20 protein-coding genes are annotated in these 24,491 nt (G+C 46.8%); 7 read left to right on the forward strand and 13 right to left on the reverse strand.

The window, feature by feature from the left end:
* Nucleotide 1 precedes the first annotated feature (1 nt).
* From NC997_RS22970 to NC997_RS23000, 7 genes are all read right to left on the reverse strand, one after another.
* Nucleotides 2-1,729 carry a hypothetical protein gene (locus NC997_RS22970; RefSeq protein WP_190523854.1) on the reverse strand — a complete coding sequence of 576 codons (1,728 nt, stop codon included), beginning with the start codon at nucleotides 1,727-1,729 and terminating at the stop codon, nucleotides 2-4.
* 145 nt (nucleotides 1,730-1,874) lie between these two features.
* Entirely contained in the window at nucleotides 1,875-3,209 is a 1,335-nt protein-coding gene (locus NC997_RS22975; RefSeq protein ID WP_190523856.1) for a hypothetical protein, read from the reverse strand.
* Nucleotides 3,210-3,558: 349 nt separating this feature from the next.
* Nucleotides 3,559-3,807 (reverse strand): hypothetical protein, encoded by a 249-nt coding sequence (locus NC997_RS22980; RefSeq protein ID WP_348257827.1) that lies wholly within the window; start codon nucleotides 3,805-3,807, stop codon nucleotides 3,559-3,561.
* A gap of 287 nt (nucleotides 3,808-4,094) precedes the next feature.
* Entirely contained in the window at nucleotides 4,095-5,522 is a 1,428-nt protein-coding gene (locus NC997_RS22985) for a sulfite exporter TauE/SafE family protein (RefSeq protein WP_190523859.1), read from the reverse strand.
* Nucleotides 5,519-6,934 (reverse strand): tetratricopeptide repeat protein, encoded by a 1,416-nt coding sequence (locus NC997_RS22990; protein WP_190523862.1) that lies wholly within the window; start codon nucleotides 6,932-6,934, stop codon nucleotides 5,519-5,521. Before NC997_RS22990 ends, NC997_RS22985 begins: the two co-directional genes overlap by 4 nt.
* A gap of 279 nt (nucleotides 6,935-7,213) precedes the next feature.
* On the reverse strand, nucleotides 7,214-8,533 hold the full coding sequence (locus tag NC997_RS22995; RefSeq protein ID WP_190523865.1) for a DUF4331 domain-containing protein: 1,320 nt from the start codon (nucleotides 8,531-8,533) through the stop codon (nucleotides 7,214-7,216).
* A 323-nt stretch (nucleotides 8,534-8,856) separates the two neighbouring features.
* A complete protein-coding gene (locus NC997_RS23000) occupies nucleotides 8,857-9,594 on the reverse strand; it encodes a DVUA0089 family protein (RefSeq protein ID WP_190523868.1) in 738 nt (245 codons plus the stop codon).
* Between the two features lie 481 nt (nucleotides 9,595-10,075).
* Between NC997_RS23000 and NC997_RS23005 the strand changes: the two genes are divergently transcribed.
* Nucleotides 10,076-11,890 (forward strand): ABC transporter ATP-binding protein, encoded by a 1,815-nt coding sequence (locus NC997_RS23005; RefSeq protein WP_199305993.1) that lies wholly within the window; start codon nucleotides 10,076-10,078, stop codon nucleotides 11,888-11,890.
* A 116-nt stretch (nucleotides 11,891-12,006) separates the two neighbouring features.
* Here NC997_RS23005 and NC997_RS23010 read toward each other — a convergent pair whose 3' ends face one another.
* Nucleotides 12,007-12,489: a pentapeptide repeat-containing protein gene (locus tag NC997_RS23010; protein WP_190523871.1), complete on the reverse strand. Its 483-nt coding sequence runs from the start codon at nucleotides 12,487-12,489 to the stop codon at nucleotides 12,007-12,009.
* A 154-nt stretch (nucleotides 12,490-12,643) separates the two neighbouring features.
* Between NC997_RS23010 and NC997_RS23015 the strand changes: the two genes are divergently transcribed.
* Nucleotides 12,644-13,042 (forward strand): DUF4112 domain-containing protein, encoded by a 399-nt coding sequence (locus tag NC997_RS23015; protein ID WP_190411506.1) that lies wholly within the window; start codon nucleotides 12,644-12,646, stop codon nucleotides 13,040-13,042.
* Between the two features lie 52 nt (nucleotides 13,043-13,094).
* On the opposite strand, the gene NC997_RS23020 is transcribed toward NC997_RS23015, so the two are convergent.
* Complete coding sequence (locus NC997_RS23020; RefSeq protein WP_190411505.1) at nucleotides 13,095-13,514, reverse strand: peptidylprolyl isomerase; 420 nt, start codon at nucleotides 13,512-13,514, stop codon at nucleotides 13,095-13,097.
* Between the two features lie 267 nt (nucleotides 13,515-13,781).
* On the opposite strand from NC997_RS23020, the gene NC997_RS23025 reads away from it, so the two are divergent.
* Nucleotides 13,782-14,339, forward strand: a complete 558-nt coding sequence (locus NC997_RS23025) for a Uma2 family endonuclease (RefSeq protein WP_190523873.1) — start codon at nucleotides 13,782-13,784, stop codon at nucleotides 14,337-14,339.
* A 21-nt stretch (nucleotides 14,340-14,360) separates the two neighbouring features.
* Here NC997_RS23025 and NC997_RS23030 read toward each other — a convergent pair whose 3' ends face one another.
* Nucleotides 14,361-15,320, reverse strand: a complete 960-nt coding sequence (locus NC997_RS23030) for a site-specific DNA-methyltransferase (protein ID WP_190523876.1) — start codon at nucleotides 15,318-15,320, stop codon at nucleotides 14,361-14,363.
* Between the two features lie 126 nt (nucleotides 15,321-15,446).
* On the opposite strand from NC997_RS23030, the gene NC997_RS23035 reads away from it, so the two are divergent.
* Nucleotides 15,447-15,899 (forward strand): hypothetical protein, encoded by a 453-nt coding sequence (locus tag NC997_RS23035; protein WP_190523878.1) that lies wholly within the window; start codon nucleotides 15,447-15,449, stop codon nucleotides 15,897-15,899.
* Nucleotides 15,900-15,929: 30 nt separating this feature from the next.
* On the opposite strand, the gene NC997_RS23040 is transcribed toward NC997_RS23035, so the two are convergent.
* Nucleotides 15,930-16,556 (reverse strand): TenA family transcriptional regulator, encoded by a 627-nt coding sequence (locus tag NC997_RS23040; RefSeq protein ID WP_190523882.1) that lies wholly within the window; start codon nucleotides 16,554-16,556, stop codon nucleotides 15,930-15,932.
* A 269-nt stretch (nucleotides 16,557-16,825) separates the two neighbouring features.
* On the opposite strand from NC997_RS23040, the gene NC997_RS23045 reads away from it, so the two are divergent.
* Nucleotides 16,826-19,984, forward strand: coding sequence for an MFS transporter (locus tag NC997_RS23045; RefSeq protein ID WP_190523885.1), 3,159 nt, complete (start codon nucleotides 16,826-16,828; stop codon nucleotides 19,982-19,984).
* A 106-nt stretch (nucleotides 19,985-20,090) separates the two neighbouring features.
* Here the strand turns inward: NC997_RS23045 and NC997_RS23050 are convergent, their stop codons facing one another.
* Nucleotides 20,091-20,372, reverse strand: a complete 282-nt coding sequence (locus tag NC997_RS23050; protein ID WP_190429356.1) for a hypothetical protein — start codon at nucleotides 20,370-20,372, stop codon at nucleotides 20,091-20,093.
* Nucleotides 20,373-20,570: 198 nt separating this feature from the next.
* Between NC997_RS23050 and NC997_RS23055 the strand changes: the two genes are divergently transcribed.
* Nucleotides 20,571-21,128, forward strand: coding sequence for a Uma2 family endonuclease (locus tag NC997_RS23055; RefSeq protein WP_190523912.1), 558 nt, complete (start codon nucleotides 20,571-20,573; stop codon nucleotides 21,126-21,128).
* 43 nt (nucleotides 21,129-21,171) lie between these two features.
* Nucleotides 21,172-22,296, forward strand: coding sequence for a THUMP domain-containing protein (locus tag NC997_RS23060; protein ID WP_190523913.1), 1,125 nt, complete (start codon nucleotides 21,172-21,174; stop codon nucleotides 22,294-22,296).
* Between the two features lie 52 nt (nucleotides 22,297-22,348).
* Here the strand turns inward: NC997_RS23060 and NC997_RS23065 are convergent, their stop codons facing one another.
* Nucleotides 22,349-24,289: an ABC-F family ATP-binding cassette domain-containing protein gene (locus NC997_RS23065; protein ID WP_190523888.1), complete on the reverse strand. Its 1,941-nt coding sequence runs from the start codon at nucleotides 24,287-24,289 to the stop codon at nucleotides 22,349-22,351.
* Between the last annotated feature and the right edge of the window lie 202 nt (nucleotides 24,290-24,491).

The raw sequence follows: 24,491 nt of genomic DNA on the forward strand, positions 1-24,491 counted from the left end.
ATTAACTCAATCCCTTCAACACATTCAATAGATTGGTGGCTATTGACGTTGCTGTTTGCAAGCTTTCTGCACTGTCAGCCGGAGCTTTTTGTACGGTATTGACAAATTGCTCTAATGATGAAATCAGTTGCGTCTGAGCTTGCTTAAGGGCAGCTTCATCAGCCACTTGCTCTGGAGTTTCCTGAGCCAACCCCTGTCCGGACTGGTTGGAAGGCAAATGCACAGTTTCAATCGTGGGGCGCTCGGCGATCGCATCTTTACTACTACTGACCACGAGGCGGACTGCGGGGTCGCCAATAATCGCATAGTTGCGGGCGTCATTGTTAGCCGTCCACATCCCAGCCAAACTCTGATTATTGGGAACCGCACCAAACTTAATCTCTTCTAGCTCAGAGCTGAGGTCGGAGGAGATTTCCGCATAGCGCTCATCAAAATACTCCACTGCCGATCCGACTGGATGACCTTCCAACAGGCGCTTCACGCTACTTTGAAAAACTGCTATCTGCCTGCGATCTGCACTAGAACCGCGAATATCTGAACTAGAGAAAGAACAACCCCAAGCTCGATCGACATGACCGATGACAGCCAGGGCACCTCCCTTGGGATGGCTTAGGAGTTTCTGCGGCAAGCGGGCAAGAAACGGGTACGGCGCAATGTCTGGTCGTTCGGAAAGAAATTTAGAGTGACCGTCGAATTCATCCTTTTGGGGGCAACCAGCACCATAGCAGGCAAAGTGAAAAGCAATCATCCCTAACAGCCGTGCTTGTTCGCTAATATCATCCCCAGAAAAGTAAAAATCTTCCGGAATCGGTTTTCGTCCCCATTCACGACCCGGCCAGTCTTGGCACAGCAATGCGCCTTGGTGGGGTATCTGTCGCGGATCGCCGTTGGGAAAACCCATACCGTGACTGGCAGTGAACAGCAAACTAGGCGTTTCGCTGCCTCCTAGCAGCTGTCCCAGACGCGCTTTGGTTGCTTCTTCTTTTATAATCGTTTTCACATCCCAGTTGGAATGTTCCTCAACAACCCATTCAGATAACGGCTGAATTAGGTCTTGAGTGCTGAGATTAGTGGCAGCATCTCCTGGGTTGCACACACCGAAAAAGGCAGCACTAGGGGATAGGGATAGATTGCTAGTTTCTGCTTCTACTACGCTGCGAGCGTACTGCGCGTACTCCTGTGGCGTATCAAAATAAATGCGACCTACTGCGTACTGAACGCTAAGCTGGGACTGAAAGCGATAGGGAATTGTTACTGGATCTCCAACAATCAGCAGGTAGTAGGGCATTTTATCTGGATCGGCAGGACCTGGCCCTACTCCCTGACGCGACAGAAACTTATTTTTTGACTCGTACTGATTTTTTGCCTTGTCGTAACGATAACCTTTAGCACCGCTATATTCCTGGTAGTAATGCTCGTGCTGCTGAGTTGCTTGCTTTTTGCGATGATCTAACAGTTCGCTAAGTGCCTCTCGGATTGCCGGATCGGCATCGTAAGCGAAGATTACTCCCCAACCTGTTTCTGCGAGGTTTTTGGGGTCTACTCCCTCTATAGGAGCAAAATCAGGCTCTTCTTTTTGTCGCTTTTTGAGCTGGATATCTTCTAAACTTTCTGGATCGAATTCTTCGCCTTGGGCAAACTTAGATACTTGCTCTGCGCTCAAAGGAGGTAGCAAATAATCGCCGCTTGCTCCATCAATTCCATTGAAGAATAGCAGGTCTTCAGACATCTCTTTGGTTCCTGGTTGGTTGGGCGAATAATAACAATTTAATTTTTGAGTCAAACAGATAAAAACTCCAAAAACCTTTAAAACAGGGACTTTCTGAGTTTCTATCCGTTCTCGCAGGCAAATAAATTTGGTCTAACCCTAGCGGTTACATGGGATAAGCTGCCGACCATACGGCATGAGCGACCTCCGGCTTGGCAATGTCGCAATGGGCACCACTGGTTGGTCCTCCCAGCTCTACGTTACAAATAAACTTGCCGCTTTCTAGGTTGTAGATTTTGCCCGGTTTAAAATCATAAGAGGCATCGTAGGGGAGCATATCCGTGTTTTCCGCTCCCAGGTCATCTCCGCCTAGACCAAAGCTGCCAATTCCGCCATATTTAGGCAATTGACCGGGGGCAAAGTCCACACTACTAAAGACAATCTTTCCAGCCAGGGGGTACATCTTGCCGACTGCATAGTCGAACTCAGATTGGGTCGTAACGATCGGACCAGCGACTTTACCTTGAGCGATGATTGAGTGAAAGTAACCAGGATGATTACGTTCGTATGAAATCTTTGAACAGTAAGACCAGAGCGATACAGCTCCTTGTACCAACACCAAAGAATCCACTGGGCGGACTAACGTGCCCTTTCCTTGCGAACCGTTCAGGATGGCAGAGACAACAACGCATCCGAAGCTGTGACCCATCAGGTGGAACCTCACAGTTGAAGCAGCCTTCTCTTGAAGTGCTTTTAACAAGTTGAACCCGGCGCTTTCACCGATTTGGCGAGCGCGATCTTTCATTTTCCAATAAGACAGTAACCTCAGGGGGTTTAAAACCTTATCCAAGACCGAACTACTGTCGATGCTGAAACTTACTGGTTCATCTTTACTCGCTTCATAGATGGCTTCTGGATCGAAACCTTCCCAATCCGAACCCGGTGCCCCACCCTCACCTTCGCTACCCAAACCAGCCTCTTGGTTCAACACTTGGTAGGCGCTCAGTACCTCTGGCGGTAAGGTATCGGGTGCGCTGTCTTCCATCGCCGACCTGAGAATTGTTTGTAGGGCTTGCCGCGCTTCCTCAGTGTTAGCAATGCGATCGGCATACTCATCGACTAACCGATCAACTGGATCTTCGTCGTTTACGTCAAAGGACACCGAAGAACTTGTCAATTCTTCATCACCCCAAGGCTTGCTGGGCCAGTGCAGTCCGATGAGTAAGGGACGAAATTCTGGTCGCGCCTGTTTGATTTTTTCAATATCAGCCGTTTGCCCTGCCATTGCGCCAATCCAGTCGTTGTACTGAGATCGGGCTGCGGGAACATCACCCAACCACCCGTGGCTCATGATGAATACATCTGTGATTGGTTCGCTAGCCAGCGCTTCCAAGATTTTTTGGCTCATCAACCCGCCAGATTCATCGCGTTCTTTGCCTGCGGCATCAAAGGATAGCAGGTAATACTTTAAAGAAGTTCCGGCTACTGTTTCGATTGGCATCTATAAATTCCATTCATCAAATATTTCTATCCAAAGCTTGATGTCAATAGCCAATAACGAACACCGCTTGTAAAAAAACTTTGCAAAGCCTTGCTCAGGTAGTACCTATTTCAGTTAGGGTCAGTTCACTTGGAAAGTGGTTTTTCAACTGACTGATAATGCGACTTGCCCCAACCCACCTCCGCTTAGGGCAGGTGACTCAACAAGAATGTGGTATCGCTAACCTATGTCGTTAGTTTATGTCTGACACATATCCATCTATTGCCCCCTTTTTAACCGGATTGGGGACTCGTAAATGTGGCATCAAAGCAGTGAATTGGTATTATTCAACAATCCAAGTTCTTGACGGTTACTGCTGAGGATTACTGGCTGAAGAAGCTCTACAGGGTTTGCCCGCCGAGTCAACAAAGTAGCAATTTCCAGCCCCAAAATTACTACTTAAAGGAGCATTAGAATTTTCAGGGGCTTGAATGCATAATTTACCAAGATCCACCGTTCTTCCATCTTCGGTTTGTAGATAGCAAACCGGAATATCTATATTTGAAGCGGGCACGACTGGATAAGGAGAGTCTGCCTGTAAAGGGAGGCTCAAAGCCATTCCAGGAAACAAGGAAATTAGAACGGTAGATACGGTAGCTGTTAAACGAAAACATCTCAAAATTGGTTTTACCTAGGTTTTAATGGTTAATTTGATTGGAAAATTTTTAGATCAAAAACGGCTAAAAAATTTTTGTTTGATTTTGAATTGGGAATTACTCATTACTGTTGCCAATATTTCATAATTTAATTTCAATTGCCATACCTACTTAGCGGGATAAATGTCAATTTTTTAGAAAACGGGTTCGGCAAGCGATGCAATAGGAGCGATCGCTAACACGCCACGCTTTATAGCCGAACCAACCCGGTTTGCATCAAGGCTTGGGTGGTGATGCCTACACCCAGGAGGGCAATCACTAATGCACTCACCGCAGGCAAAATCCTTACGATCCGCATCTGAATCGGTAGCCGATCGAAGAAGCGCTTGCTGTAAACGAGTAGCAATCCCAACCCCGTTAGCACGCCTGCGAGTCCTAAACTAAATGTCAACACCAGCATCAGTCCAAAGCCGATCCGTCCCAGAGCGATCGCGCTTAGCAGCAAAACCAAGGCTGAAGGACACGGCACCAAACCGCCTGAAATACCTAGGGCAAGCAGGTTACGCCAGGTAACGGGCGATCCATCCGCACCTGGGGGTAAGTGCGAGTGGTTGTGGTGAGAATGTTCGCCGTGGTGATGAGGTTCGTGAGGGTGATGGTGGTGATGAGGTTCGTGGTGATGAGAATCGTCGTGGTGATGATCGTGGTGATGAGGTTCGTGGCTGTGATGACGGTGGGAATGGCTCTGGGAAGCTGAAAAGCTAAGATGCTGATGTGCCGTCGCTAATTTGCCGATTTGATGACTCCGCAGGCGGTTGATGAACAAGTTGAGACCAATCGCCACCACCATCAAACCGGAGAGGACACTAAGCCAGGGATATAACTGATCGGGCAGGATGTACTGTGAGGCAAACAGCGCGATCGCTCCCAAGGCAAACACGCCGGTAGTATGGGCGATTGTCGTCGCTAGCCCTAAAAATAGGGCGTGTTTGGGGGTAGCATGGGAACCCACCAAGTACGCTCCCACAATCGTCTTGCCGTGACCGGGAGAGAGGGCGTGCATTGCACCCCACGCAAATGAGCCAGCGATCGCAATCAGCAAGCTTCCCCCGTTAAGCCACGCCAACCCAGGCGGCATTAATGAAAATGTCTGGTTTTTGGGGCTGAAGATAAAGTTTTGCACCTGTCCGGAATGCAGAATCGTTGCAAGGCAAGTGGCGGTTGGCACTCCAGGCAGAAATAGATTGTAGTGGATCTGGAGTCCTTGAACCGGCTGAGACCAGTTGTAGGTGAGCTGTAAGCTGCTGTGGGTGCCCGTGGTAACTTTCAAGTTTGGCGGTAGGGCGCTGGTCTCTGATGCGTTAATGGTTAGGGTAGCTTTTTGCTTCTGGTTATCGCTGAGGCGGATGCGATCGCTTAAGAATGTCTGCAACTGAGTTTGATGAGTCCGGACTTCATCGGGTGAAAGTTGACTATCCTGGTTGTCATCTGCAAATGCCATCAACCCTGTGGGAAAGGTAAGCGTCATTTGAGTTTCAGTCTCGCCCACCATAATCTCAGCTACTGACAAATCAGCCCAGTGAGAGTAACTAGGGGTAGCAGCAGCGAACCAAAGTAATATCGCTCCCAAAAACGACAGCAGGCTCAGCGTGCCGTATCGACGCCACTTTGCGTTCATTGATTCACCTCGGTTGCAGAATTTGAGTTAAGTCTTTGCGATCGCTGTGTCTGTTCGTCAAAAGTCGGGTCGATTTCTTCAGCTTTTTGGAAATAAGCGATCGCTTGGGAATTATTCCCCAATGCCTGCTCGATTGTGCCTGCGCGAGCAAAAATTCCAGCATCACGAGTGCCTCGCCCTAGCGCTTCGGCAACGACCTGCTGAGCTTCCCGCCAGCGTTCCGAACGGCAAAGCGCCCAAGCTAGAGTATCCAGTGTCTCTGCATCGCGGCGGATAGCGACTTCTGCCTGCATTAGGGAAAGCGCTTCCGCGAAGTCCTCGGAACGCCCCCGTTCCAGTAACAGGCGTGCCAGTTCGCGCCTATGTCCAAAAGAAGTGATATTTTGATGCTGGCGGATTAACGCTTCGGCTTTGTCCCATAACTCCTGAGCGCCTGACTGGTCGCCCTGCAAATGCTTCACCCGTGCCATGCCCTGCAAGGCAACGTGATCGAATACATTCTGGTAGGTTGGGGAAACAAAGACCTGGGAGTAATGACGCTCCGCGGCTCGATACTGTCCGAGTCGAGTCTCTAATTCTGCCAGATTGACTAATGCCAAGGGATATCGCGGCAGGATGCGTAAAACTTCCTGGTAAAGTTCCTTGGCAAGTTGATGGTTGCCCCGCTGGAAGTAAAACCGACCCAGCAATGTCCGCGTCCAAGCCGAACTGCCTGTCTCGCCCGGTTCTTCAGCTGCTAGAGCTTGCTGGAAATCTTGAATGGCTGCTGCATCTTGACCTTGTGCAACTTTTACCAAAGCCCTAAGTGTCAAGGAGCCTAACGTGGGGATTTTATCTACTAAAGCATTGGCGACGCGATTGGCTTCATCCACCTTGCCCATTGCCAAGTTTGATGTAACCAGCAGCGAGAGTGCATCTTCATTTCCAGACTCGGTTTGCAGTACCTGTTTTGCCAAGCGAATCGCTTCTGTGAAGTCATGTTTCGCTTCCGCAATCCGAGCCAGCACCAAAATAGCACCTTGATTATCAAAGGATAAATTAGCGAGCGATCGCTTTGCCGACTGCTCTGCCATGAGATACCAATTAGCATCCCCCGTCGCCCGAGCCATCTTCAGATAGGCTTTGGCTAAGGCGGTTCGATCTAATCCGTCCCCTGGATTTCGCCGAATCCGTTCCTGATAGAAAGCGATTTCCCGTCCCAAAGCGGCGGTGATATTGTCTGAGGGTGATTGGGAAAAGGGATAACGATAAGGAGCGTCGAGTTCAGCACTGGGATTCCACAAACGCCACCCTACCAAAACTCCGGCAATCGGTAGCGCCACCAAGAGCGGTATCCACCAACGCTTCAGCACAAGACGCCCACTCAACCCACCTTTCAAGTTTTCGGATTTGTAATACTCAGCACGTTTCATGCTTCTGTCTCTAAGCTCGGTTAACCTCTCCCCCAACCCCTCCCCATAGACGGTGTAAACACATCTTTCATTAATTGGCAAAACGTTGATTGATCCCCCTAAATCCCCCTTAAAAAGGGGGACTTTGACTTGCATTGCCCCCCTTTTTAAGGGGGGTTGGGGGGATCAAAACAGGACTTGCAAGTTCAAGAAGACTTGTGTGTACACCGTAGACTAGGGAAGGGGTTCGGGGGTTAGGTCTTCAATCCGCAATACTTTACGCAGTTCATCACTCCTGACCTAGTTGGGGAGAGCCAAATAGGGGAATGCGGGTTGTAACGGCTTGTGTCCTTGTGCTGGATTACCCGGTGCGCCGTCGTAGGACACGTTATCACTCGTAACCTTCCCCTCGGTGACGACGCTTAAGGTGATGTCGATGACATCATCTTTTATCAAGCGACCCCGAATCGGGCTACCTTTGGCATTCAGGGCGTTGGCGTATCCGCTGGGTCCCCTAGTGTCGATTCGCATCACGTCTGGCAAAAAGGCACCCAATAAGGCGTTCGCTCGTTGCTCGGTATTCCCAAAAGCTAACAGCGTCTTTTTCGCTTCCCCGACGATTGGCCCAGCGATATTCGCAGCCGGTTGTTGACCCGCCAGAGCAGCAGCTTCAAAACCAGGACTAACGGTGTTTAGGGCGTTCAGGAAGTCGTTTGTGACGACAAGACCCTCGTTGATCGCCGGTCGAGCCAGCCGCTCAAACTGAGTAAATTTGCCGTTTGCTCCGGGCACTGAAATTGTTTCCCAGACATCAAAAGTGGTTGCGGAGGTCGAGCCTTGTAAGAATTTAATCGGTACTCGGACTGCGATCGCGTTGACGTTGTATCCTTTGGTAAAATCAATAGCTTGTTCGGGCGGACGGAACCCAGAAACTGCGGGACCGATGCCAAGAAAAGCAGCGCGAACCCGGAAATATTGCTCAACGTCGAAGAAGAATGGATCTTCCCGGAGTCCCGCAAATACGGCTAAGTTAGCGCCACCGCCGGATACCTGATTAACGATTGGCGGCGCACTGGGGTTGGGATTCAGCGGGGTGGTGCGGAGGTTCTTGGTTTGGAGAACAATTGCACCGTCCCGGATGGCGGTCATCGTGATGGTTTGTTGGCGATTCGCATCCGGTGGGCTAAAGGTGAATTGTAGAACCACATCTTCCTTACCCGTGGGAGTGGCGTCATTATTCCCCACCCGCGATACTTTGAACTCGTACTTGGCTCTGGTACTGAAGTAATACTGCTGACGCGCTAGCGATCGCGGGTTCGTATTCATAATCAAGACCAGATCGTTTTGAGACGCATTCGGGTTCTGATCTTTTTCCCGGAATACAAACAGGTCAGTTAAATTAAGGTTGCGTCCCTTGGCATCTACCTCACCATCATCATGGTCAGAAGCTTTGAGATAGAGAGGTGTCATCCCAGCGATCAAAGCTAATCCTAAAACAAGTACGCCCAAACCGATTGGGTTTCTTAAACCAAAGCGACGCGAAGGTTTTTTAGGGGAAGTTGCAATTTTGTTGAGAGGAGCCGCAGTTTCTTTCACAGGAACACAAGTTTTTTGCTTCATTTCAGTTTTTCCTAAAGATGTATCCATTCAGTCACTTATTGGTGCGGAATGGGAATGTTTATCTTCTTTTGAATCGCTAGGCTTAAAAGAAGTACGGCTCAGAGCTAGTTATGGATTCTTCCGAAAGTTAAAAATCAATCTTTAACTTGTTTTGGCAATTCTATTACCACTAGATTTTCGCTCTTTCCCTAACCTCTGCATTGAGGAAATCGCAATTATCAAAAATACAGTGATAAAACAAATCCCTGTTGGTTTATTGGCGTCCCACCAACAAAGGCACGATTGCACCTTTCCTCAATAACCACCCAGAAAATGCTGGGAACTCAACTAGTGATTTTTTGTTTTTTTCTATTGTTTTTCACATGAGAAACTGCCCCTAAAGTACCCAAAGCTAAAATGCCTAATGTTCCAGAGGGTTCGGGAATGCTTGCAGTGCTACTTTCAGCGCTAGTTGTAACTCCGGTTAGTGCGATCGCGTATCTTCCACTGGTAGCGCTCGTACCTGTAAAGCCGCTCAAGGAAAGGTTTCCGCCCGAACCCATCGGTTCTAGAGTTCCATCCGCTCCAGCCGAGAAAATTTTCCCAGATGCACTTACAGGATCGTAACCAGAGCTAGCAATCGCTAAATAGTAAATACCAGATTGAGCGGGAGAAAAACCACCAGAGGATAAAACTGATTGTGAATTTAAGCCAGGGATATCGTCATTCCCATAAATGCCCTTACCAGCCGCATCAAACAAGAATAACTGCGGGTCTTCAAGCAGCTCGGTTGGGGTACCTAAAACATTATCAACTGGGAGTCCTACCAGCGTATCCAGGCTAATTGTTGTCGCCGAGAATGTCTGTCCTCCGGTCAGAAAAATTTGGAATAAGTCAGCATCATTATCAGAAAGTGTCCCAGTAATAAACTCTAGTATTTGCGACCCTGATGGGATAATTTTTGCTGTATTTAGAGTCTTCCCAGCATCACTTTTCTCTGTGAATGTGGCAGCTTGGGCATGAGCTGATGATAACCCTGTAACCAGTACCGATATGGCGGTTATCTGCGCTAGTTTTTTCATTGGCGGCTTCTACCTCAGTGGAATCGGAAGGATTCCCTTTTTGATTTCTTGACTAAAAAAGATACGGCGATGGATTGGTTATGGATTGTTTTACAGCTCAATATATGTCTCAAGATAGAGAATGAAACTAGAAGCGCGAGTCAAAAAAAAGCAAAATCCAGCAGGCATTTCTTGTTCTTGGTTCTGAAAAACGCCTTAGATATTTCTGTTGAGCCTGTAACTTGACTCATCTGTAAATTTGCTTTAAAAATCTATCTCGTGATAGATACAAACAAATAATTGGGTAGCAAGATTAGTGAAAAATGGGGAACACATTTGCCTAACTCAAGAGAAAGCGATCGCAAGTGCAACACTCATATCACCCGGCGTTGCATAACACCAATCGGGCGATCGCCCCTGCTATCAGAGAGTCGTGGGATGTCAGATGGATAATTGTTACAGTGGTTAAAATCTGGTGTAACTATCGTCGCGTACTCTCATTTTGTCCCGTAAAAAATCCCGCAATCAAATCCAAAGCAGCCAAAAGGCGCATCCCCTCAAGCGTCTGATTGACTATGGACGCAACTATCGCGTTCAAATTTGGCAGGCAAGTGTTTGTTCAATTCTCAATAAAATCTTTGACTTAGCCCCACCCGCCTTGATCGGTGCAGCGGTGGATGTGGTGGTGAAGCAACAAGACTCAGCGATCGCTCAATTTGGCGTCAAAGATGTTTTTTGGCAACTCCTGATCCTAAGCTTCCTCAGCTTCATTATCTGGGGGCTGGAATCTATCTTTGAGTACGCCTATGCCCTGCTTTGGCGCAATCTCGCCCAGGATATTGAACACGACTTGCGCCTGGATGCCTACAGCCATATCCAAGAACTGGAACTGGCTTATTTTGAAGAGCGCAGCACTGGCGGTTTGATGTCTATCCTGAATGACGATATCAATCAGCTGGAACGCTTTTTAGATCGGGGAGCGAATGAAATCCTCCAAGTAGCGACAACGGTGGTAATTATTGGCGGTGCCTTCTTTATTTTGGCTCCCAGCGTGGCTTGGATGGCGATGCTGCCGATGCCGTTTATTCTGTGGGGTTCGATTGTCTTTCAGCATCGCCTTGCCCCCCGTTATGCTGAGATTCGGGAAAAAGTCAGTCTGCTCAACAGTCGCCTCTCGAATAATTTGAGCGGGATGACGACGATTAAAAGCTTTGTCACGGAAGACTATGAAGCGAACAGGATGGCAGTCGAAAGTGAGGCTTATCGACAAAGTAACCGGAGAGCGATCGCGCTTTCATCCGCTTTTGTCCCCTTGATTCGCATCATTATTTTAATCGGGTTCACGGCAACGCTGTTAATCGGCGGGATGGACGCTGCTGCTGGCAGATTGTCTGTGGGTACTTACAGTGTATTGGTATTCCTAACCCAGCGGTTGCTTTGGCCTTTGACGAGATTGGGCGAAACGCTCGATCAATATCAACGGGCAATGGCTTCTACAAATCGGGTGATGAATCTGCTGGATACACCGATCGCGATTCATTCGGGACACATTTCCTTACCCGTCGCTTCAGTGCGGGGTGAAATGGAATTAAAAGATGTCACTTTTGCCTACAATGGGCGAAATCCAGTCATTCAAAATCTCTCTTTACACATTCCCGCAGGTAAAACAATCGCCATTGTCGGTTCTACTGGTTCGGGCAAGAGTACCTTAGTGAAACTGTTGCTGAGGTTGTACGAAATTCAGTCGGGAACGGTGACATTGGATGGGATTGAATTACGCGATTTGAAATTAAGAGATTTGCGTTCCTGTATTGGTTTAGTCAGTCAGGATGTCTTCTTATTTCACGGCACGGTAAAAGATAATATTGCCTACGGCAGTCCTGATGCAACTGAAGCTGAGGTAATCGAAGCGGCTAAAATTGCCGAGGCTCAAGACTTTATCATGCAACTTCCCCAAGGTTACGACACGATTGTGGGTGAGCGGGGGCAAAAGTTGTCAGGTGGGCAAAGACAGCGGATTGCGATCGCGCGTGCCGTTTTGAAAGATCCGCCGATTCTGATTCTGGATGAAGCCACCTCCGCCGTAGACAATGAGACAGAAGCAGCCATTCAGCGATCGCTCGAACGAATTACCGTCAATCGCACCACGATAGCGATCGCTCATCGCCTCTCCACCGTCCGCAATGCTGATTGTATCTATGTGATGGAACAAGGCTTCTTAGTAGAGCAAGGACGCCACGAACAACTATTAGAAGACCAAGGAATTTATGCCAGCCTTTGGAAAGTGCAGACAGGCATCAAAAACGGCAAAAATTAGCAATTAGATTTAAAATAAATGGCACTAAATTAAGCTATCTGCTGGGTTTCACTATCGTTCAACCCAACGCTCTACAGCGGTTGCTAAACATCCAAAACCCGGATGAGCCGCCGGTGCTAATTAAACCTAGCACCGAGACTTTTTAGGTTTCTGCGCTGCTGCTCCGTTAACCCAATTCCTTTTCCAAAATTGCAATCTTCTACCACCGCACCTGACCATATTGTCTCATTAAGAGTTGCACCCCTCAAATCCGCATTTCTCAAATCTGCTCCAGTGAAATTGGCAAATAAAAGGTCGGCTTCTAATAAACTGCTTCCCCTCAAATTTGCCCCCAATAAATCACCCCTGATAAAGTTAACGCCATCTAACTTCAAGTTAGATAAATCCGCTCCCCTAAGATTCGGGAATTTCACGCGACTTGTATCTCTAAAAAAATGCATTACGCAAGCTACATTTGCTTCTGTTAATGGCATTTTAGTTAAAAAATCAGCATAACGCGCTATCCCCAAGTCTTTGAGGTTCTGCAAGCGTTTTTGGGGATCTTGTGCCAAAAATTGGCTGCAAATAAAATGAAGGTCTTGCGTTGGGGCGTTTAGCATGACTGTCCAGCATGGCTTCAGATAAAGAAATCTTAAAATTAAACATCTCTGACTTTAGGCAGACAGTTCCACTAACTTTAGGATGATTCCAGAAAAGAAATTTTCCTTCTCACGGTATAAGATGCAGCGGATTCCTCGTGCAAAAATTAGAAATATGAACACACTTGAACGTCTCGAAAATCTCAACCACATCCGCAGACTTAGCCGCCTGATGGATAATGCAATCCGAATCCCAGGCATCGGCTTTCGTATTGGTTTAGACCCAATTATTGGTCTGATTCCAGGTGCCGGAGATATCATCAGCACCGGGTTTTCGGCTTACATCATCTATTTAGCCGCCCGCTTCGGCTTACCGCGTGAAATCCTACAAAAGATGATATTTAATATTGCCTTAGAAGCCACAGTCGGCTCGGTGCCTTTGGTGGGAGACTTGTTCGATGCATACTACAAGTCAAATATCCGTAACTTGGCGCTTTTAGAGCAACATCTTCAGGTAGCTGAACCCGAACTGAATGAAGTTACCCCTCTTCAGACTGTAACGAGCATCAATTGATAGTAACGAAGCCGGAAGGAAGCGCTTCCTTCCGGCTAAAAAGCCATTTAGACTATCGTTCAATCTTGACAGAAAGAATTTTATCTCCCTGACGAATCGCATTGACTACATTCATGTCTTCAGTTTTACCAAAAACTGTGTGTTGTCCGTCTAAATGAGGTTGAGGAGCGTGACAGATAAAGAATTGACTCCCACCCGTATTGCGCCCTGCATGAGCCATTGATAGACTTCCTGCCTGATGCTTATTGGGGTTAATTTCACAGTTGATTTTGTAACCTGGACCACCTGTTCCCGTTCCCTGCGGACAGCCGCCCTGAATCATAAAGTTAGGGATGACTCGGTGGAAATTAAGACCGTCGTAAAACCCTTTTTCAGATAAGTCAACAAAATTTTTCACCGTGTTCGGTGCATCTTTATCAAACAGCTCCAAATTGATTGTGCCTTTGTCGGTTTCCATAATCGCGCGAGTCATAGTTTCTCCTTTTCTAATCCCTTCGGATGATTGATTGATGTGGCTAGGAATATGCCACAAACAAACTATAGTAGAACAAAAACACTCTATCTTTACTTTATCTAATTTTAAAACTGTAATCCTTTGACGCTGCTACAGATTTACTGTTCTGACGCATCTAGCTCGAAGCATATAGCACAAGTGGTACGCTCTATGCGAGCGTCACCTAGCCATCAAAAGCTTTTGTATAATAAGTTTATTTATCACCTGCTTAGGTAGCTTAGGGTCATGGTAGGCACTGGAACCAAGCTCACACTACAAGACTTTCTGGCTTTGCCAGAAGGGGATGTAATCTATGAATTTATAGATGGTCAGGTAGTGCCTAAAGTGTCTCCAAAATACTTTCATTCAACTGTACAGTTTGCTTTGATGGTTCTGATTCGTGCCTGGTGCAAAGGGCGTGGACGAGTTGTTCAAGAGTGGGCGGTGCTGTTGAAACGGAATGGTCAGGATTGGGCACCTGTACCTGATGTAACGTACATCTCTTATGAACGGCTACCCGCTAGTTGGAAGCGTAACGAAGCCTGTCCTGTGGCTCCTGAACTGGCAATTGAGATAATGTCTCCAGACCAAACTATAAAAGAATTTGAAGACAAGGCTAAGGAATACTTTGATACTGGGGTGTTACGAGTTTGGATTGTAGATCCTGAAGCCATAAGTATTAGAGTCTTTTCTCCAGATAAAACAAGTCAACTCTACACTGATAGCACACCAATTATAGATTCATTATTTCCTGGATTGGAAATCACACCAAAACAGGTTTTTGAAGAAGCAGAAGTACTTTAATTTTAAGTAGCGATCGCTAAACTAAGAAATATTGCTTATTTCGGGCTTTGCCACCAGTTTTTTAAATAGCGCTGAAGCTGCCTCAATACTTTGGTTATCCTCTAAAAATCTGAAAGCAGAAGCAGCTAAATAAGACGGATTTTGCTCAAAAGCAATCCAACGCCGTCGCAAAGCCTCAGCCGCCGCGCCAGTCGTATTCGATCCAGCAAAAATATCGAGGACTGTATCTCCTGGATCGGTGAGAAAGTTAATAAAAAACCTCGGCAGTTTTTGCGGAAACCGCGCCGGATGTGCAGCAATTCCAACGGCTTTGCAAAGTTGAATGTATCGAGAATTGCTTTCACTATTAGGAATTTGCAACAAGTTGGAGGGAATGGCACCGCCGTTATTAGTAGCAAAACCCGATCCAATATCGTGACCTGAAGGACGTGCTTTGGGTTTATAGTATTTTTCAGGATTCTCGTGTAGCTTTTTCATTCGTTCCGAATAAGGAACAAGTACATTACTCACATTCGCTTTAGGATAGTCAGTTTTTGATAGCCACCAGACAGTATTGACAGAATCCTTCGCGCGGATCTTACGTTTATTCACCCATTCAATCGGCGAAGGTAACTTAGAAGGGTTGTGCCAAAAAAACTCCTCAGCTAAGCGAAAATCTAGCTGATCGCAGAGTTTAATTAAAATCCGGTAATTGTAGAGCGATCGCACTGGACGTTTACTTTGATAAGCACCACCTAGATCGATGACAAAACTTCCTTGCGGTGATAATACGCGATACACTTTTTGACAGAAGGCAAATAGCCAATTGATATAGGCTTCTTGCTCAACATTTCCATAACTCTTTTCGCGTAGCAAAGCAAATGGAGGAGAGGTCATTACTAGATCGATTGAGTCAGATTCAAGGCAGTCTAGCAATTCAAGCGAATCACCAATATAGGCAGCGCCGTAATTTGTAGCGTACAAAGGTTTCTTTAGATTCATCGCTGCCATTTTTCACGAATACTTTCAAAACAAATTGTATAATTAAATCAATTATCAGCAAATACAAGCTCTTTATAGCTTGTATTACGTTATAAATAACATAGGCGTAAAGTAAAAGGTTACAATATGAACAGAGATAATCCAAAAAAGGGAAATAATCAGGAGAAAAATATTGCCTCTCCTTCACCTAGCGAACCAAAACAGGTTCCTCACACGATTGATATAGATGGGAAGCGTCCAATCGCGCCAGATAATATTCAGATTGAAGACACTCTTGACGTAGATGGACACCGACCGATTACCTCTAGTAATCTTCAGTTTGAGGACACTCTTGACGTAGATGGACACCGACCGATTGATCCAAGCGATATTCAGGTTCGTGAAACCGTGGACATTGATGGAAAGCGCCCAATTACTTCAAATGATTTTCAAGTTCAGGGCACTGTTGACGTAGATGGGCACCGTCCAATTGGCTCTAGCAATCTTCAGATTGATGAGACAATGCATATAGCTGGAAACCGCCCAGTTGCTTCAAATAATCCGGACGATCTTGATATTACAAACGATTACATGGATTAGCCTTTATAGGCTTCTTTTTACCCTTTTCATCTACGGTGCTGCATTAAAAGCCATCTGCCAGAAATCCTGCTCTAATTCAGCTACCTTTAAAAAGGCTTCTTCGGCTTGATGCTGAACGGTTTCTGATGCAGTTTGCAGCACTTCATCTGCTTGCTGTTCCAAAAGTTTTACATATTCCGTAAAACCTGGATTTCCCCAACGGTCGGCAAACTCAGCATAGGGATCTGGCATGACTCCTGGTAATTGCCAACCTTGATTGTAAGCAAGCTCAATTGCCCATAGTGCTGTCGCTTGAACTGGGTGTGGCATTGCCGGAAGACTGTGCATATAATCACAGTATTTTGTGCAAGTTGGTTGTTTTTGGGTATTGAGATTCAATTGTCGTTGAGAGGCTTTTGCTTTGAACCAGTTGAGTTCCTCTTTCAGTGCGACTAATCCACTCAGAATGACATCAAAATGAGCGGGCGGCGCAACTGCCAAAATTTGTGCCACCATCCGTGTGAACTCTACTACAAAAAGATAATCTTGTACCAGCCAGGTGTTAAATTGCTGCGGCTGAATGGTTCCTAATTTGCACTGCACTAGGAAAGGATGCACCGTTGCTTGGTGCCAAACTTGAGTATGTTTTTGAAGAAGTTGTTGACAGCTTAAGGTCATCTCTATTTTAGATTGTGGATTCGCAGTTTATTGAGATATTGAGTATTAATACTTAATTTTAGTAGGTTTTAGCGATCGCCTTTTTGTTTAATTTCTTAACTTTAGACCGAGCTAATTTTCAGACTTTAGAGAGAGTTATTCTCCACGGTTTTTTATCCACATTGAGTATAGAGCGTTAACGATACAACGTTACAAAACTATAAGCAAAAGTGTACTTAGAACGCAACCTCTCATAGAGGTAGTCTTTCGACTTTGAAGGCGTAAATACCATGTTTCAAAGTGTAAAAATGATGCTGGATTTGTCCAGCACACAATTTTGTCTTGCCAAAATTTCAGTGGCTCCGAGTGGGATTCAAGCCGCGAATACCCCCATAAAAGAGGCAACACTTGTTTTTTCAAGTCCACAGTTTTTTGTTGCCTTGATTGCCGGAGTATTAATGGCGTTTGCTTTCCAATTTTTGTTAACCAATTTCTCAATTGCTGCTGGGATTTCATCCGCAGAGAATCCTTTAGATGCGGATGATGATGATACAGAGACTTGGGGCGAAAAAGTTCGTAGCATTGAATCTAAGGTAGGAATTTGGACATTATTGACGGTCAATATTGCCATATTCATTGCTTGTTTTCTGGCGGTGAAGCTGACTCTGATTAGCAGCGTCATTTTGGGTGCAATCACTGGCGTCGTGATTTGGTCAGCTTATTTTTTGCTGCTCCTTTGGGTGAGTTCTACGGCGGTGGGTTCCTTAGTTGGTTCGGTCGTGACCACTGCGGGTTCAGGGATGCAAGGGGTGATGGCTACAGCCAGCACTGCGCTTGGTGGGAGTGCGATAAATAGGCAGATTGTTTCTACTGCTGAAGCATCCGCCGCCGCCGTTCGCCGGGAATTGAGTTCGTCTCTCGATCCGGATAGCTTGCGAGAAACAATTAAGGATTACTTTACAGATTTGCAACTGCCAAAGCTAGACATCAATAAGGTTCGCAGCGACTTAGAAAAGTTACTTAGCGATGTTGATGTGAAATCTATTGCGGGGAATGACGTTTTACGCAATGTCAATCGCCAGACTTTTGTGGATTTAGTGAGTAGCCGCAGTGATTTCTCTAAGCAGGATGTTAATCGGATTGCGGAGCAATTGGAAGTTGTTTGGCAGAAGGTATTAGGTCAACAACAGGGAACAGAAAAACCAACGGAAACAGATCCGCAGGTTGAATTACTCAACTTTCTGAAACAAGCCGCTCCAGAGGAGTTGAAATCTAATGAGCTTTCTGCCAAGCTTTCTCAACTTGTTGGCGTTGGACAAGGCAAATCAGAGCGCAGTCATGGCAATGGCTTGATGGCACACTCCATGCAGTTGGGTGTAACTGCGTTACTGGGAGAAGTCATGAAGCGGACGGATCTCTCCGATTTAGATGTGGAAAAAATTTCCAGCCAGTTGCAACATTTGAAAGAGCAAGCAACTGAACAAGCTAAAACGGTTGGGACAAAAGTTGCCGATAAGGTGCCTGCGCCATCTTTTAGCACGATTAAGGCGGATGTAGAAAACTACCTGCTAAATTCCAAACCTTGGCACCTGAACCGAGAAACGATCAAGCAGGAATTTAGAGAAGTTATTTACGATCCGGATGCAGCTCCTGGAAAAGTTCGGCAGCAGATAGAGCAATTGAATCGGGACTATTTTGTGAGGGTGTTGGAAGCACGGGGTACTTTCACCTCCGAGCAAGTCGCGGATATTGCCGAGCAGATGGATAGTATTCGGCAGGAAGTTTTTGAAACCGTCCAGGGTGCGGAATCTCAAGAACAGTCGCAAGACCTTCGCGATCGCGTCGAACATTATCTGCACTCGACGGGGAAGGAAGAACTAAACCCAGAAGGCATTGAGCGCGATTTCAAAGCACTTCTAGAAGATCCGGATGCTGGAATTGATGCTTTAAGCGATCGCTTATCGCAATTTGACCGCGATACTTTAGTACAACTCCTCTCTCAACGGGAAGACTTGAGTCAAGAGGAAGCCGATCAACTCATCGGTCAGTTGGAAAGTACGCGCGATCGCGTCTTGTCTCAAGCTCAAGAATTGCAAGACCGCGCCAAATCTGAAGCTGAAGGACTGTGGCAAAGGGTAGAATCCTATCTGCGCGATACTCACAAAGAAGAATTGAATCCTGAAGATATCAAACGAGAGTTGCAAACGCTTCTCAATGACCCTCAGGCAGGACTTGCCGCACTCCGGACGCGACTTTCTCACTTTGACCGCGATACGCTGGTGCAATTGCTCAAGGGACGCGGCGATCTGAGCGAAGAACAGATCGATGGCACAATCCATCAGATCGAATCGGTGCGAGAGAGTATTCTGCACGCACCGCAACAATTAGCTGGTCAAGCAAAGGATCGCTACGACCAAGTGACGAACCAGATTGCTGAGTATCTGCGAAACACCAACCTGGAAGAACTCAATCCGCAAGGCATCCAGCAGGATTTGGCAAAACTCCTGAATGACCCGAAAGAGGGCAGTTTAGCGCTCAGAGAACGACTGTCTCACGTCGATCGGGAAACCTTGGTGAAGCTGCTGAGTCAACGAGAAGACTTGAGCGAAGAGCAAGTCAATCGAGCAATCGATCGGCTGCAAGAGGCGATTCGCAGCATTGTCAAAGCGCCGCGACGCTTGGCAACCCGCGCCAGAGACACGGTTCGGAATTTCCAAACCGATTTGGAAGATTACCTGCGGAACACTAACAAAGAAGAACTCAACCCGGAAAGCATCAAACGAGAGTTGCAATTAATGCTGAACGATCCCCAAGCCGGGTGGAAGAATATTCGCGATCGCTTCTCTCATTTCGACCGTTCCACCTTCGTTTCACTCCTATCGCAACGGGAGGATATCTCAGAGGAGGAAGCCAACCGGATTGTCGATCAAATTGAATCGGTTCGCCATCAGTTTGTCGAACAAGCGCAGAATGCTCAGCACAAAGTGCAATCGGTGCTTGACGGAGTTTTTGGCAGAATTCGCAATTACCTCAACTCCCTGGATCGTCCAGAACTCAATTACGAGGGAATTAAGCGCGACTTCCGGAAACTCTTTGACGATCCGCAAGCTGGATTTGACGCGATGCGCGATCGCCTGAGTCAATTCGATCGGGACACGTTGGTGGCGCTGTTGAGTTCCCGTGAGGATATTTCCCAAGCGGATGCCAACCGACTCATCGACCAGATTGAAGGGGTGCGCGAGAGTACGATACACCGCGCTGAACGCTTCCAGCAGGAAACGAAACGACGCATCAAAGACCTCAAGCACAAAGCGAAGCAGCAAGCTGAGGAAACCCGAAAATCCGCTGCAACCGCTGCTTGGTGGCTCTTTGGAACCGCGCTAACTTCTGTCGCCACCGCAGCGATCGCTGGAGTCATCGCTGTATCTGGTTTCGCTTTCTTTAGCTAAAGCTTTAACGATTTCCAAGCAAATTAAGCCTCCTTTTCAGGAGGCTTTTTCTTATATTTTGCATCCGGCTCAATACTTTCTCTGGAAAAGCTTGAGATTTCCCAAGTCATCGCCGCCGGTTTGTTCGATTGATCAAACCGAGAGCGGCTGCCAAGAGAGCTGAGCCGATAATTGACCAGATAATCGGGAAGGATTTCCCTCCAATATTGAGGGCAAATATCACCGGAAGATTAAACTCTTTGGCTACCCACAATCCAATGTATGCACCGATAATCCCGACAATTATCGAGAGTAGACAGCCCCCTGCCGAGTAACCCACTAACGCTTGCCCAGTGCCGCCGCAGAATGCAGCAATGACCAACAATACCAGAAACTCGATCGGCGTCATTGTTCCTCCAGTACCGGAGTGATGGAACTGCTAATAGGTTCGCACAACTGGGTGCTTTTTCAGGAAAGTTGTGAATTCAGCGCGATCGCTCTCTAACATCTGACTACTCCAGCCAACCGGCAAGTCTCAGATTTAAACTCAAGGGGAGCGCTTTTGTACCATAGATTTATTCGCCCATCCACTTGGATACTTATAGTCATGGTAGGCACCGGAACCCAACTCACACTACAGGAATTTCTAGCTTTACCTCAAGGAGATGTAACCTATGAGTTTGTAGATGGTCAGGCAGTGCCTAAAGTGTCTCCTAAGCTTTTTCATTCTGTACTACAGTCAGCTTTGTGGGTTCTCATTGGTGCCTGGTGTAAAGGACGAGGACGAGTTGTTCAAGAATGGGCAGTGCTGTTGAAACGTCATGGTCAAGACTGGGCACCTATACCCGATTTGACTTACATTTCCTACGAACGTTTACCCGCCAGTTGGAAGCGTAACGAAGCCTGTCCTATCCCTCCCGAACTGGTGATTGAGATTATCTCTCCAGACCAAACCCTGAAAGAATTTGAAAATAAAGCGAAGGACTACTTTGACGCTGGTATTTTAAGAGTCTGGGTTGTAGATCCTGAAGCGATGAATATCCGGGTATTTTTCCCAGATGGATCGAGTCAAGTCTACACAGATACGATGCCCATCGTGGATACCCTGCTTCTAGGTTTGGAACTAACACCCAGACAGATTTTTGAACAAGCAGAACTGATTTAATGGTTCCACTGTTACAGATGCTATAGATGCGATCGCTCTCATGATGAATCACTACTTTGCCACAGTTGCCCGTGGTCTAGAACCTGTTGCTGCTGCTGAGCTGGAACGTTTAGGGGCAAAGGAAGTCCGTCCTGATTTCACTGGAGTGCATTTTGTTGGCGATAAAGCATTGCTATACCGGGTGAATCTCTGGGCAAGGACAATTTTTCGAGTGCTAGTCCCCATCCATGAATTTGCCTGCTATGACGCCCAGATGCTCTACCAAGGGGTGCAAAACATCTCCTGGGATGAGTATCTACGCCCCAACAACACCCTAGCTGTGGACTGTACGGGGGGCAATCAAAAACTCAACCACACCCACTTCACGGCTTTACAAGTTAAAAACGCCATCGTAGACCAACAGCGTGACAAATCAGGTCACAGGTCTAGCGTTGACACCGAAAGTCCAGATGTGCGGATTAATGTCCACATCCATCAAGACCGTTGCATTTTAAGTTTAGACAGTTCGGGTACCAGTCTCCATCGCCGGGGATACCGACCCGCAATGGGGCTGGCTCCCCTTAAGGAGACTCTGGCGGCTGCTATCCTCGACATGGCAGAGTGGGATGCGAATCTTCCCTTTTTAGACCCGCTATGCGGCTCTGGAACGCTCCCCTTAGAGGCAGCTTTAAAAGGTTTGAATATTGCCCCCGGATTATTTCGCGAAAATTTTGGCTTTTTCAGTTGGCTGGACTTTGATGAAGCTCTGTGGGAAGAGATATGGGCGGAAGCCGAAAACAGCGAAATCTCAGACTTGAAGGCACCAATTTGGGGGAGCGACAAAGACCCTGATATCCTAAGCCAAGCTCACACGAATGCCCAACGGTGCGGCATTGCAGATAAGCTAACGTTTACGCAAACCGAATTATCCCAATTGGAAGCACCCGCAGACAGCGGCGTTCTCATCTGTAATCCTCCCTACGGAGAACGTCTGGGAGATGAGAGAGAATTGGGCGAACTCTACAAAATGCTCGGTGATGTTTTCAAACAACGCTTCAAAGGTTGGACTGCCTTTGTTTTGACCGGAAACAAAGAGTTATCGAAAAGAGTGGGTCTCAAAACATCTCGTCGCATTCCTGTTTATAACGGTTCTTTAGCGTGTACCTTGCTCAAGTACGAATTGTATTAGAAATTAAAGCCAGTGGAAGAATCAAAAGCATTCATCTTTCTCCCCGATTCTGTTAAGACTCAATCTCAGCGAGTTCCATCCAGCGTTCAGTCGCAGCATCAATAGCCTGAGTTAAAGTTTCTACCTTTTGATAGAGTTCACCAACTTGGGCGACTTTGCCAGGAGCCGCATTATAAAGCGCTCTCTCTGCCTCAGCTTTTTCAGTTTCCAATTGAGCAATCTTGCCTTCAAGCTTCTCAAACTCGCGCTTTTCCCAAGTTGAAAGCCTACGCCGTTTGTTGTTATTGTTACTAGAGGGTTGTGGCTCTGCTGGACGTAGTTGGGGCTGCACTGACTTTAAGCTATCCTTAGCATTGGCAGCTTCGCGCAATGCTGCTTCTTCTTCGGCTTTCTTGTAGTCCAAGTAAACTGAGTAATTGCCTGGATATTGGCGCAGATTGCCACCCTCTTCAAAGGAAAATATTTTGTCTACGGCGCGGTCGAGGAAGTAGCGATCGTGGGAGACACAAATCATACAGCCGGGGAAATCTTCTAGATAGTCTTCTAAGACCGCTAAGGTTTGAACATCTAAGTCATTGGTTGGTTCATCAAGAATGAGAACATTAGGCGCACTCATCAAAACGCGCAACAGAAATAGGCGACGTTTTTCCCCACCAGAAAGTTTATGAATCGGGGCATATTGTTGATTGCCAGGGAATAGAAAACGCTCCAACATTTGGGAAGCCGTAATCTGAGTGCCATCGGCAATTTTGAGATATTCTCCAACTTCTTTAATGTAGTCAATCACTCGCAAATTTTCATTCAATGCAACGAGTAATTCTTCAGAGTGTTGGTTAAAATAGCCAATGTGAATGGTAGAGCCAATCTCAACGCTTCCAGAATCAGGTTGAACGCGCCCGGTGATAATATCCATCAAAGTTGATTTGCCTGCACCATTGCCACCGATGATGCCGATACGATCTTCGGGACTAAATTCATAGGTGAAATCTTTGATTAAGGTGCGTCCATCGTAGGCTTTAGAGATATTCGTTAAATCAATAACTTTTTTGCCAATCCGACGGCTCAGAGTGGAAATATCGACTTTGCCCTGAGTCTGTTTGAACTCAGTTGCTTGCATCTCGTGGACGCGATCGATCCGAGCTTTCTGCTTGGTACTCCGGGCTTTTGGTCCTCGCTTCAACCATTCCAATTCTCGGCGAAGTACTCCCTGATGTTTGCGCTGACTGCTGACAGCAGACTCTTCAGCGAGGGCTTTTTTCTCTAAATAGTAGGAATAGTTACCCGCGTAAGTGTAGAGATCGCCTCGGTCGATTTCAAGAATTCGGTTGGTGACGCGATCGAGAAAATAGCGATCGTGAGTGATGAGCAGAATTGCTCCCCGATAGCGGTTCAAATAACTTTGTAACCACTCGACAGATAGGGCATCTAGATGGTTAGTTGGTTCATCCATCAGCAACACTTCCGGTTCCGAAAGTAAAGCGGTTGCCAAAGCAATTCGCTTGCGATAGCCGCCGGATAGAGTAGCAATTTTGGCGTTAAAATCTTCAATTCCTAGCTTGGTGAGGATGATTTTGGCATTTGTCTCTAGTTCCCAAGCACCCGTGGCATCCATGCGTTGCATGACCGTAGAGAAGCGGGACATGAGCTGGCTATCTTCTCGATTGTGAGCCAGTTTGTCTGACAGTTCTTCATATTCGCGGACAAGGGACATTTGCTCCCCGCTATCGGCAAAGACTTGCTCTAGAACGGTGAGATTTTCATCTAAGTCGGGTTGCTGAGGTAAGTAAACAATCCGTACTCCTGAGTTGACTAAAAGTTGACCGCCATCAATCGGTTCTAGTCCGGCTATCATCTTCAACAGCGTTGATTTTCCAGAGCCGTTGGTGCCGATTAGTCCGACTTTATCCGTGGGATCTAGGCTAAAGTTGGCATCTTTTAAAATTTCTTTGATACCAAAGTCTTTTTTAACTGATTGCAGTGTAAATATGCTCATATCATTCTCAACTTTGTTTGGAGGGAGTAGGTGTTGCCCGTGAGTTGCCTAAATAGAGGGCGAAGCATTTGGGAGTGCAATTTCTTGGAGTGTGTTTGGGTTTATTTCCCGAATGCTTCGCCCCTACAAAACCATCTATGTAGGGGCGAAGCATAAGCATAACTGAGCGTAACGATGTGTTAGCTGGCAACCCTTAATTTTA

The sequence above is a fragment of the Trichocoleus sp. DQ-A2 genome (assembly GCF_039961915.1).
Classification (GTDB): domain Bacteria; phylum Cyanobacteriota; class Cyanobacteriia; order Cyanobacteriales; family FACHB-T130; genus FACHB-T130.